The sequence below is a fragment of the uncultured Eubacterium sp. genome, from assembly GCF_937958975.1.
Classification (GTDB): Bacteria; Bacillota; Clostridia; order Lachnospirales; family Lachnospiraceae; genus Eubacterium_G.
The window spans coordinates 159,627-172,027 of sequence record NZ_CALGRE010000045.1; the positions used below are offsets into that span (position 1 = coordinate 159,627).

At 35.2% G+C, this 12,401-nt stretch carries 7 protein-coding genes; 5 read left to right on the plus strand and 2 right to left on the minus strand.

Annotated elements, in window-relative coordinates; translation table 11 throughout:
- Positions 1 to 197: 197 nt before the first annotated feature.
- Positions 198 to 2,861, plus strand: coding sequence for a bacterial Ig-like domain-containing protein (locus tag Q5O86_RS08575; RefSeq protein WP_302626727.1), 2,664 nt, complete (start codon positions 198 to 200; stop codon positions 2,859 to 2,861).
- 50 nt (positions 2,862 to 2,911) lie between these two features.
- On the opposite strand, the gene Q5O86_RS08580 is transcribed toward Q5O86_RS08575, so the two are convergent.
- Entirely contained in the window at positions 2,912 to 3,379 is a 468-nt protein-coding gene (locus tag Q5O86_RS08580) for a hypothetical protein (RefSeq protein WP_302626728.1), read from the minus strand.
- A gap of 22 nt (positions 3,380 to 3,401) precedes the next feature.
- The gene (locus Q5O86_RS08585) at positions 3,402 to 3,752 is read right to left on the minus strand and encodes a helix-turn-helix domain-containing protein (RefSeq protein WP_302626729.1); all 351 of its coding nucleotides are present in this window, start codon (positions 3,750 to 3,752) and stop codon (positions 3,402 to 3,404) included.
- 210 nt (positions 3,753 to 3,962) lie between these two features.
- Between Q5O86_RS08585 and Q5O86_RS08590 the strand changes: the two genes are divergently transcribed.
- The 4 genes from Q5O86_RS08590 to Q5O86_RS08605 all read left to right on the plus strand — a co-directional run bounded on the left by Q5O86_RS08590 (position 3,963) and on the right by Q5O86_RS08605 (position 12,320).
- On the plus strand, positions 3,963 to 5,840 hold the full coding sequence (locus Q5O86_RS08590) for an SGNH/GDSL hydrolase family protein (RefSeq protein WP_302626730.1): 1,878 nt from the start codon (positions 3,963 to 3,965) through the stop codon (positions 5,838 to 5,840).
- A 259-nt stretch (positions 5,841 to 6,099) separates the two neighbouring features.
- Positions 6,100 to 9,639, plus strand: coding sequence for a CARDB domain-containing protein (locus Q5O86_RS08595; protein WP_302626731.1), 3,540 nt, complete (start codon positions 6,100 to 6,102; stop codon positions 9,637 to 9,639).
- 199 nt (positions 9,640 to 9,838) lie between these two features.
- Positions 9,839 to 11,602 carry a B12-binding domain-containing radical SAM protein gene (locus tag Q5O86_RS08600; protein ID WP_302626732.1) on the plus strand — a complete coding sequence of 588 codons (1,764 nt, stop codon included), beginning with the start codon at positions 9,839 to 9,841 and terminating at the stop codon, positions 11,600 to 11,602.
- A 4-nt stretch (positions 11,603 to 11,606) separates the two neighbouring features.
- The gene (locus Q5O86_RS08605; RefSeq protein ID WP_302626733.1) at positions 11,607 to 12,320 is read left to right on the plus strand and encodes a 3'-5' exonuclease; all 714 of its coding nucleotides are present in this window, start codon (positions 11,607 to 11,609) and stop codon (positions 12,318 to 12,320) included.
- Positions 12,321 to 12,401 lie beyond the last annotated feature (81 nt).

A 12,401-nucleotide genomic window follows, 5' to 3' on the forward strand; every position in this document is an offset into this window, starting at 1 on the left:
AATCGAGGTGCGTGACTGTTTTAATAAATTGTTTTAGTAAAAATGCTATACCATTTCAAAGTATTTCGTGAAATATGATAATTGATATAGGAAAAGTGATAAATTATAATAATAGAAAAGGGGACGGATTGTTGTATTTGAAAGATATTGAATAATTTTTAGCATATAATCGGAAGTTATATGAAAAGGAGGTAAAAATGGGAGCGGGAAAGAAAATAGGAACTATATTTCTATGTTTATTGATGGTAGTCTGTAGTTTGCAGTATGTACCATCAGTACAAGTAGAGGCAGCAAATGTTATAGAAATCAGAACGGTAGACGATTTGTATAACGTGAATAACAATTTATCCGGAAACTATATTCTGATGAATGATATTGATTTATCTGAGGCAACAGCTGAGGGTGGAAAATATGATTATCTGGGAAACGGATGGAGACCAATTGGTTGTGATGACACATATAAACCGGTTAAAGATAGCGGATTTTGTGGAAGTTTTAATGGAAATGGATACAGCGTGAAAGGGATGCGGATTGAAATTAATAATTCGGCTGCAAGCAATAGAGAGTATGAATTAGGGTTATTTGGAAAATTGGGTCAAGGAACAATAAAGAACTTGAAAGTAGAGGGCTTCATTAAGGCTACAGTGGATAACAGAGGAGCTAATGTTGGAGCAATAGTTGGAAAAGTTGGAGAACAGGGTACATTATTAAATTGCGGAAGCGATTGTGATATTTATGTTTGTTCAGGACCATCGGGTGGCGCTATTGCCGTTGGAGGTGTTACTGGTACTACTTTTGGAAGATTGAAATATTGTTATAACAGAGCTGATATCAAAGCAATAAGTTATGTTGACCAGGCTTGTGTGCATATAGGAGGCATTGCGGGAAGTTCTTATTGTGGGGAAGAAGTAGGTGGAGATATCAAGGGATGTTATAATACAGGAAATATTACAACAACAATGGAGTTAAATGAAAGCGAAGGAGGCTGCACGACTGGAGGAATATGTGGAGCCGTAGTTGGAGATAAAGAAATTGGTTATCGGTTTGTTTTAGCGAATAATTATAATACAGGAAATATTACGGCTAATGCGACAGGAAAAAAGGCATCAGCGCAGGTTGGTGGTATTATAGGTGCGGCTTCGATATATACATATTTGACAATACAAAAGTGTTATTCTATCGGAAAACTTGAAAGTACAGGACATAAGTCCGCAATTGGAGGTTCGGTTTTCATTTTCCCTATTACAGTTGAGAACTGTTATTATCTGGAGGGCCAGGGAGAACAACAGGAGGGTGCAATTCCTTTGTCTGTAGAGCAGTTAAGCAATAGGGAGTCGTTTGAGGGATTTGATTTTTATAAAAACTGGACGATAGATAGAAAAGCGGATTATCAATATCCACAGCTTCGTGAAAACAGGCAGGATGTGTTCAGAGAGATAGATTCAATTGAAATATTATCTTTGCCGGACAAGCAGACATACTATACCGGAGATGAACTTGTTCTTACAGGTGCAAGGTTGAAAGTTTATTATAGCGATGCGACTACAGAGGAAATTGCTATAAAGTCAGATATGGTAAGCGGTTATGATACAAATGTGGCAGGAGAACAGGAAATTACAGTAAAATACAGGAATCTGGTAAAAACATTTATCGTACATGTGGAACAGAAAAAAGTTGTGTCTATTTTGGTCAAAGAGTCTCCAGATAAAACATCGTATATAGAAGGTCAGACATTTGATTCTTCGGGAATGGTTGTTGAGGCAGTGTATAACAATGGAGAAAGAAAAATTGTAACAGATTATACAGTGGAAGAAATAGGACATACTGTAGGAGAACGTGACTTAGTAATATCGTATCAGGGAGCAACGACTACTGTCGGTATAACTGTTTCGGAAAGAAAAGTAGAGTCTTTGAACATAAAGAGATTGCCGAAAAAAATTGTATATTTTACAGGAGATGTGTTTGATGCGTCAGGCCTTATTGTTGAGGCGGTATACAATGATGCATCAAAGGAGATTGTGAGCGATTATAATTTATCTGATACAGATACAGCAGAGGCAGGTGTGAAGGTAGCGACCATATCATATGCAGGAAAAACAGCTGTATTTCAATATAGTGTTGTCGAACCGAAGGTAAGTGGACTTAAAGTAAAGGGAGATTATAAGAAACATTATATTGAAGGAGAGGAACTCGACTTTAGTGGGTTAGAAATTTTTGCAGAGTATACAAATGGAAAGGTAGAAAAAGTTCTTTTGAACGAATGCAAAGTAAAGGGGTATACTGGAGAACATGGAAAAAATACTGTTGTCCTATCGTATCATGATGCAAGTTATAGCCTTGAGGTGGATGTACATAAAGCGACAGACATAAGAACAGTACAAATTAAACCGGATTGTGTGCATGGTGGAGAAAAAATTAGTTATTGTACTGTATGTAACAGTGTGATTGCGATTGAGCAAACGAATGCATTAGGTCATAATTTTGTTGTTATAAATAAGAAAAAAGCAGATTATTTTAGTGCAGGATATACAGGAGATAAAAAATGTAAGAACTGCGGAATTGTCGAGGTAAAGGGTAAGAGCATACCAAAACTTATTCTTAAGAAGCCGGTCATAACAGTTAAGGCAGGAAAGAAGAAGGTGAAGGTAACTATTGGGAAAGTACAGGGAGCTGTAAAATACCAAATAAGAATAAAAAAAGGTAATAAGTGGAAAACCTATACGACATCGAAATTAAAGAAAACAATTAAGGGACTTACAAAAGGAAAACGATATAAAATAAAAGTTAGAGCTGTGGCAATAAAAGGAGAGATGAAAGCAAACAGCAAATATAGCAAAACAGTAAAAATTAGAGTTAAATAATTAAATATAAAAAGAGATGACTGCTCAAAATTGAACAGTCATCTCTTTTGCTATATTTTTTTAATTATATCCAAATGAGGATAAAAGATAAATGTAAATTCATCTATGGTAGTATGCGTTCCGTATTTTTGCCTGTAATATTTAAGAGCTTCAAGTAGAAACGGTTCAGTCACATTTAGATAGTCGGCAAATTCATAAATATTGCGACAGCCCTGATTAAATGCACAAATTATTTGTTTTAGTGATGCCAGTTTTTGGTATGCCCATATGCGGGCGGTATGTTCCTGCTTTCTGTTATTGAAATCTGTTGTTTCTAATATATTTCCCAATGTCGTTTCATGATGTCCGATTTCTTCAGCCAGAATGCACGAGCGTTCATCTGTTGTGTTTAAGCTGTCACTTAATGCAATTACACCATCGGCATACAATCCTTTTATACGGCTGTCATTTTCAAAATGATAATCCTCTACAATATATAGATGCGAATATTCATCCAATAGTTTTTCATATGTATTCAAATATTCATCTCCTTTTAGTTAGTTATTGTTTTCTTCTGCTTTTTACAAATTCTGCAAATTTTTGTATTTCTTCTAATTCGCTTTCAGAGTATTCTTCTCCGTCAAAGTGGGCTGCAATTGTATTTACCGGTAATTGTGTTACATCTGTTTTTTCAATACTCGGTGTTTCATCAAAAAAATAAGAAACGCTGATTCCAAAAATTTCCGAAAAAGCTAAAAGTTTACTTTGAGGTAAATCTATTTTCCCGGCTTCAATTTTAGCAATTGCTGTCTTTTCCTTATATCCAACTTTTAATGCCAGTTCTGTTTGGGATAGCTGATTTTCTTTTCTTAAATTTTTAATTTTTAAACCAATTCTTTCTTGCAGTGTCATGGTAAGATACTCCTTTTTGTATGATAACAAATTATAACATTTGGTAGAATTAAATTCAATATAAAGTAGAAAAAATAATTGAATGTTGACAATAAATCAACTATATGATACTATAGACGTAGGTTGATTAAACATCAACTTAAATAAGTGCATTTATTTTTTAAAAATAATGTTGAATTAAAATCAACTACAAAGAAAGAGGTAATTATAATGAAAGAAAAAATGAATAAGGCAATAGCCGCAAATAGTGAGACATCTATTATGGAGAAAACGATTCGTGAACAGGATTTAAAGTCAGGTAATTTAGAAGAGAATAAAGCTACCATATTTAGTGGAAATACAGAACCGAGTAAACAGGCAGCAAACTATCAGGGAGTAAAAGTTGGCGATATATATGTGAATACGCAGGAAAAATTATCCTATATTGCTGTAAATGTGTCGGAGACAGAAGTCAGCTGGAGGGCTGGAGCAGTAATTGATGATATTGCACAGAGTAATTATTTGACATACTCTTCTAATAGAATCGAACAGATAACAGATGATTTAGAGAATGGAATAAGTCTGATGGATTTTGATGCAGCTATATTAGGAGAATGGACGAGAAATAACATTAACAGTTCGGCGCAATTGGTTGAAAAAAATACAACAATTTTATCAGAGTTTATCCGCACAAAAAATATTGAACAACTTTATATAAAACCAGCAGAGGGTTTTAAGTATAGAATCTTATTCTTTTCTCAAAAAGCTTTATATACTGTTTTGGCTTCTGATTCAGATTTGAGCAGCTGGAATCTTGAAAGCAAAGTGTACAATATTCCGGTAAATGCCGAATATTTCAGAATCATACTTGCAAAAGATAGTGAGGCGGAAATTCTGCCGGATGAAAGTGTAAATATTTCTATTAAAAGAAAAGGAGTGAGTAACTTTTTAAATCCGTACAACTATTATAATGAATTGGAATGGATAGATGGAGAGTATTTTCATGAAGGTGTTTTAATAGAAAATGAAAATGTTATGTCAACGAAACCTATAAAGTTATATCCGGGAGTAAAATTTAGGCTTTCTTCATTTTATCCTAATGGTGTGCTGATATCATATTGGAAGAATGGAGAACATGTGGTTGATGTGCAAGCATCGGAAAATGCAGGTGTAGATTATCTGATAATTCCGGATAATGCGGATTCTGTATCATTTACTATAAGAAAGGAAGATGAAGATAAATATGTATATATATCGGGAAATCCGAAAATTGATGATACACTTGCGATATTGACATTGATTCGCCAGAATAAGGCAAAAGAAGGTGGAAGACTGACCGGAAAAGTGCTATCAATCCTGGGTGATAGCATTTCTACCTTTGGCGGAGAGTGTAAAGAAACGGAAGAAATATCTGAAAATGGGGAGAAAATAATAAATTATTGGTCGGATGGTAAATGGACATATAAAGGAAACAGGGTAAAGTATCCTGTCAAGGGTGAATTAGAAAACGTTGAAGATACTTATTGGATGAAGTTAATTCAAAAGTATCATATGAAGCTGGGTGTCAATGATTCATGGGCAGGGTCAAGAGTAACATGGGATGGAGTGACTACAAATACTCATGTGGGTGAGGACATCCATAGTGCATCCAAAACGAGAATTAAGCATCTTGGCGAAAATGGGGAACCTGATTTTATTTTAGTCTTTATGGGTTCTAATGACATATATAAAAATGTAAGCATTGGAACTTTTAATACCAGTGACCCAAGGAATTTGGAAAAAAATCCTGAATTGTTGGTAAAGACATTTGCAGATGCATATCGTACGATGATAATCCGTTTACAGAAGGCATATAAAAAGGCAAAAATTGTTGCTATTTTACCTTATTATGCAGTTCCTTATATGTGGAGTGCTGAAGGGTTGGATAAGTATAATAAAGTTATAAAAGAAGTGTGTGATTATTTTGGAGTAGAAGTTATAGATGCTCGTAAATGTGGAATAACAATGCAAAATAATTCTGCATATTTAATTGATGAAGCACATCCGAATATCAAGGGAATGGAATTGTTGTTTGAGGAAATATCAAAGCTGTTTAAAGAGTATGATTAGAATTATGTTATAAAGTAAAAGATGTGATAGGCTGACGTATTATTAAAATGCGCAGCCTATTTGTGCAAAATGACCTATAATATTCTTATAAAAATGTTTTTTTATATATATTGATAGATAAAAAAACAATACAATGTACAAAAATACTAAAAAAAGGTAAAAAAGATAGAAAGGTTTAACGTTAAATGTTATAATATTGCACATAAAGTATTTCAAGAGAAAAACATGCTCATAAATAAGGGAAGGAGAAATTATATTGATGAGAAAGTTTATGAAACAGGTATTAACGATGGTTCTTGCGGGAGCTATGGTGTTGCAGCCTATGACATCTTTTATGGGAGATGTTACAGCTATGGCAGCTACAGACGTGAGGGCATCAGTGACAATCGACGGATACCAGATTAGTTCTACGATTGGCGGTTATAGGACAGTGTATTCCGTTAATGACCCGGGGAAAGAAATAGCAAAGGATGAAAGTGGAACGGATAAGGTAGGTATGCTTTATGGTATTGAGGGGCATGTATCAAATCCTGATACGGAAATGGTCATTGGAAGTACAAATAAGGATATATATAAATATGCGGCTACTTCTAATGGAAAAAGTCAATCCGGGCAGACATATGTTATGACAATGAAGTTTATAGATTCTGTCACAGCAGAATTTTTTAATACAAAACTTTATGTGAGAGCATATGCACAGCTCAAGGATGGTACATATATTTATAGCAGTGCTAGAACACTTACAATTTTCCAAGTGGCAGATGTTTTGTATCAGAAGATGTTGATGAACAATGCGTCAGGTCACAATTACTTATATACGAATATTTTGTCGATAGCAGATAGTAATTATACAAAAAAAGATTATAACTACCATCAATCGATTGTGTCTCCGGATGATGAAGACCGTACGACAGAAAAGCCAACGGAGAAGCCGACAGAAATACAGACGGAGAAACCGACAGAGGAATCAACAGAAAAGCCTACAGAGAAACCAACACAATCCCCTGAGGAGCCGGAAGAAATCAGTAATCTTTCACAGGGAAAAACAGCAACAGCCTCTTCAACTGTCTGGAATTACACAGCGTCTAATGCAGTTGACGGAGATGTGAATACATATTGGGAAGGTCAGGGTGGAAATCAGACGTTATCCATTAATCTGGGGTCTGATTCTGAGTTATCTTATATTATAATTAAGTTAAATCCTGATTATGCGTGGTCAGCGAGAACACAGCGCATAGAGGTTTTAGGACATACACAGTATGAGACAGGTTATACAACAATGGTGGCTGCAACAGACTATCAGTTTAATCCTGCAACAGGCAATCAAATCAAGATACCTGTCAGCGGAAAAGCATCCAGTGTTCAATTAAAATTTGTTTCTAACACGGGTTCCGGTTCAGGACAGGCAGCAGAAGTAGAAATCTACGGTGTTCCGGCGGATAATCCGGACCTTACCATTACAGGTATTGCAGCAAATAAGACAACACTTTATGAAAATGAGAATCTTGTCTGCTCAGCAGTAGTGAAAAATAGGGGAACAAAGGATGCAGCGGCAACAGAATTATCTCTATATCTTGGGGAAGAAAAATTTGCTACAGCAGATGTAAAGGCGCTGAAACCAGGTGAAAGTACAACGATTGAAATTCCAATAGGAACTTTAGATGCAGGTGAATATTCAATTTCAGCTATTGTTGATGAAGATAATAACATAATTGAAAAGAGAGAGGATAATAATTCTATTGTATTATCAGATAAGATTACGGTTAAGGAAGTAGAAAGTGTTGACATTGTTCCAATTGTATCATGGACTCCTTCAAATCCAGGAACAGGTGATGAGGTAGAATTTGTTGTAACAATTACGAACAGAGGCAATCAGAATACTTCGGATGCAAGTCATGAGGTAACTGTAAAAGTTAAAGATGAAAGTGGAAACATCGTTAAAACATTTACAAAGACAGCAAATGGTAGGATTAATGTAAATGACAGTGTATCTGTTACAATGGGAAAATGGACAGCAGGTGAAGGAAAATATACGATAGATGCAGCTGTAGACAGCGATAGTGGAGAGTTAGATGTTAAGAGGAATAATAATTCAGTGTCCTCATCACTCTATGTTGGACGTGGAGCCAATATGCCATTTATAACTGTTGAGGCGGAGGCGCCGGGAAATAGAACAAATGGAACGAAATTAGCACAGAATAGAAATCTTGCCGATTATGCGGGTGAGGCTTCGGGACGTTCTGCGGTACTTCTCGATTCTAATGGTGAATATGTTGAATTTACATTACCTTCCGAAGCAAATGCGGTTGTTCTTCGCGCATCTATTCCAAAAGGAACAGATGGAACAGTAAGTGTTTATGCAAATGATTCAAAAGTAGGAAAAATAAATCTTACAACTAATTATTCTTATCATATGGGGTCGCCTACATCTCTTGGAAACTTGGGGTATGGTGACAATGGAAGCACTGCATATTGGTTATATGATGACGGACAGATTCTCTTAGATAAAGTATATCCGGCCGGAACTAAGATAAAGATTCAAAAGGATTCGGATGATGTTTCATGGGTTTACTGTGATATGGTAGAATTTGAAAAAGTAGCAGAGCCTTTGGCAAATCCTGACCCAAGCAGATATGTGGACGCATCAAAATATACATCCATTGAGCAGGCTGTAAATGCAGCGCGTCAGGATAATAATTGTATTGGTGTATATATTCCGGCAGGGGAATGGGAAATGTCAGGTCACGTTTATCTTTACGGAAAAGGGCTGGATATTGTCGGTGCAGGAATGTGGTATACAAAACTGATTGCAAAAGATGCAAATAGTTCAGCAGGATTCTACTTACAGAGTGGAACAGACGGAACTAAGATTCGTGAATTATCCGCATGGAGCAAGAGAAGAAGCAGAAGTGATGGACCGGAAGGAAAATTTATTAATACTGTATCCGGTGTAAACAATATTACTATAGACCATGTCTGGGTAGAGCATTTTACATGTCTATATTGGGGAGTAAATGCCTCTCATAATACATTTACAAATTGCCGAATGAAAAATACTTTGGCAGATGGTATCAATATGACAAACGGTTCCAATTATAATGTAATCAGCAATTGTTATGCGAGGGGTACCGGTGATGACTCGTTTGCATTGTTCAGCGCTGCTGACTCCGGCGGTTCTATAAATACAGGTAATGTTTATTCTAACCTTACAGCGGTTTGTGTCAGACGTGCAGCTGCATTTGCCGTATATGGCGGTGAGGATAATACTTTTAAGAATTTATATGCGGCAGATACTTTGACTTATCCGGGGCTGACAGTTAACAGTTATTCATTTAGTTATCAGGCATATGGTTTCGGCGATAAGATGACATATATTGATGGAATTACATTGGACAGATGTGGTGGTGACTACTGGACAAGTAACGGCTCAGATGACCATATTAATGATTATCAGAATTTCGGAGCAATTTGGGTATATTCAGGTGACAGGGAACTTAAAAATGTGAAAATGAGTAACATTGATATTAATGACCCAACATACTTCGGCATTATGATTCAGACAATGTATCAGGGAGGACCGCTGCACTCTATGAGCAATGTAAACTTTGAAAATATTACAATCAATAATCCTGGCAGATACGGTGTGAAGTTTAATATTTGCGCTGAGCAGGGACAGGGACCTGTTGTTGGCTCATTTGATTTTAAGAATGTAATTGTAAATAATGCAAAAGTACAATCTATGTATGGTTTAAGTGGCTGTCCGGATTGTAAGATAACAAAGACAGATTGCAACTGGTAAAAATGTAATTATATATATGATTTCAAATGCTGTTGTCCTTTTATTAAGGGGCAACGGCATTTTTTTGAGCTGGCGGCGAGGTAAATGGACATCATGCTTGCATAGATGGATAATTGACAACTGCACAAACAAAAGTTTTGACATTATTGTATAATTAGATTATTGTTGGAGTAGCAGCTTTTGAAGGAGATACTTATAGATGAAATTTTTGTTAGTTGCAATAAATGCAAAATATATTCATTCTAATTTGGCAGTTTACAGTCTGAAAGCTTATGCTGAGGCGTACTTAAGTGAAACAGCGTTAGAAAACGTTCAGATAGAGATAGCGGAATATACAATTAATCAATATAAAGAGGAAATACTACAGGATATTTATACAAGAAAACCGGATGCGGTGGGATTCTCGTGTTATATATGGAACATCGGCATAATAAAAGATGTTGTCAATGACTATAAAAAGATATGTCCCCAAACAGATATATGGGTCGGCGGACCTGAGGTTTCTTATAATATAGAAGAAACATTAAATATAAATAAGGCTATAAGTTATGTCATGTATGGGGAAGGGGAGAAGATATTTGAGCAGGTAATAAATGCCTATGCAGAAGATAATCTTACAAATCAAATTCATGAAATAAACGGTCTGGCATATAGAAAAAATGGGGAAATAAAAATTAACAGGGCGATGCCGCTTTTAGACTTGTCGGAAATTCCTTTTGTATATGAAAATATGAGAGATTTTGAAAACAAAATAGTTTATTATGAGACGAGCAGAGGATGTCCATTTTCATGCAGTTATTGTTTATCATCTATTGATAAACAATTAAGGTTTCGTAATCTGGAATTGGTTAAAAAGGAATTGAAATTTTTTATAGACAATAAAGTATCTCAGGTAAAATTTGTCGACAGGACTTTTAATTGTAATCATAGACATGCAATGGAAATATGGAAGTTTATTTATGAGAATGATAATGGAGTGACAAACTTTCATTTTGAGATTGCAGCAGATATTATGACTGAGGAAGAAATAGAGTTAATTGCAAAGATGAGACGGGGACTGATTCAGCTGGAAATAGGAGTTCAGTCGGTTAATGGTGAAACTTTACAGTCAATTAACAGAAAAACAAGTATTGAAAAAATTGAGCATGTTACAAATAAGATAAAAAAACATGGTAATATACATCAACATTTAGATTTGATTGCGGGGTTACCTTACGAAGATTATTATTCTTTTGGAAAATCCTTTAATGAGGTATATGCAATGAAACCGGACCAATTGCAATTAGGATTTTTGAAAGTTCTGCATGGTTCAGAAATCGAAAGAAACGCAGAGCGATATGGATTAGTTTACAGTGATAAACCGCCTTATGAAGTGTTACAGACAAGATGGTTAGGTTTTGACGAAATCTTACAACTAAAAATGATAGAAGAAGTTGTGGAAATATATTACAATAGTTTTCAGTTTACAAATACGATAAGATATTTAGAGAAAGAATTTGAATCTGCCTTTTCTATGTTTGAAACTTTGGGCAAATTTTATAAAGAGAGGAGCCGGAATGGGGAGAAACATTCCAGAGTCACGCGATATGAAATATTGCTGGATTTTTGCAGAACGTATGCAAAAGCGAGAAGATATACAGAAGGGAAATGGACGGATAAATTATCTTATAGTGAGTTACTAACGCTGGATTTTTATTTGAGAGAAAATGCAAAAACGAGACCTAAGTTTGCTTCAGATATTTCTAATTATAAAAAAGTGATAAAAGATTTTTATAAATCAGACAGGGCAAAGCTGATATTGGCCGGATATGATGATTATGATAGCAGACAGACTGAAAAAATGACACATGTGGAGGTGTTTGGCAGTCAGAAAGGCGAAAAAATATTTGTGTTGTTTGATTATAAAGAAAGAAATCCGTTAAATAAAGAGGCGAAAATAGAAATAATAGACATAGAAGGATAAGAAAATGATAAAAGATTATGTATGTGTGGATATCGAAACTACAGGGACAAATGCCAAGTGGAATAAAATATTGGAAATAGGAGCCGTGAGGGTCAGGGACGGACAGATTGTGGAGGAGTTTTCTAAGCTTGTTTATCCAGGTGTAAATATACCGGATTATATAACAAATCTAACAGGTATTACAGATGAGATGGTTGGGAACGAGCAGGATATATCTGTGGTTCTACCGGAATTTATAGAGTTTGCAGGAGATGATTATCTTTTGGGACATAATGTAATGTTTGATTACGGATTTTTAAAGCAAAATGCTTTAAATCTAAATCTATCTTTTGAAAAAAGTGGAATGGATACATTAAAAATTGCAAGAAAAACGCTGGCAAATTTAGGAAGCAGGGCATTGGATTATCTGTGTACATATTTTGGCATCAAAGATGAAAACCACCATAGGGCTTTAAACGATGCCACAGTTACAGCACAATTATATCATATATTAATGGATAGGTTCGGAGAGGAGTATCCTGTATTGTTTGAACCGAAAGAGTTTACATATACAGTGAAAAAATTGCAGCCAATAACAGATAAGCAGAAAAAGTATCTCCTGGCATTGATGGAGTATCATGAAATAGAAGCAGATTTCGATGTGGATGTGCTTACAAAAAACGAAGCATCAAAAAAAATAGACAAAATTCTTTCGGAAAAAGGAAGAATTTTATACTAGGAGATTTTTAGGAGTTGTGTTATACTTTGTAAATGTATGGTGGGGAACTACACAAAAAATAAAGTACAAATAAACAGTTGA

Coding starts and splice junctions, on each gene's coding strand:
- Q5O86_RS08575 (WP_302626727.1), top strand. CDS start 198: ATGGGAGCGGGAAAGAAAATAGGAACTATATTTCTATGTTTATTGATG.
- Q5O86_RS08585 (WP_302626729.1), bottom strand. CDS start 3,752: ATGACACTGCAAGAAAGAATTGGTTTAAAAATTAAAAATTTAAGAAAA.
- Q5O86_RS08590 (WP_302626730.1), top strand. CDS start 3,963: ATGAAAGAAAAAATGAATAAGGCAATAGCCGCAAATAGTGAGACATCT.
- Q5O86_RS08595 (WP_302626731.1), top strand. CDS start 6,100: ATGAGAAAGTTTATGAAACAGGTATTAACGATGGTTCTTGCGGGAGCT.
- Q5O86_RS08600 (WP_302626732.1), top strand. CDS start 9,839: ATGAAATTTTTGTTAGTTGCAATAAATGCAAAATATATTCATTCTAAT.
- Q5O86_RS08605 (WP_302626733.1), top strand. CDS start 11,607: ATGATAAAAGATTATGTATGTGTGGATATCGAAACTACAGGGACAAAT.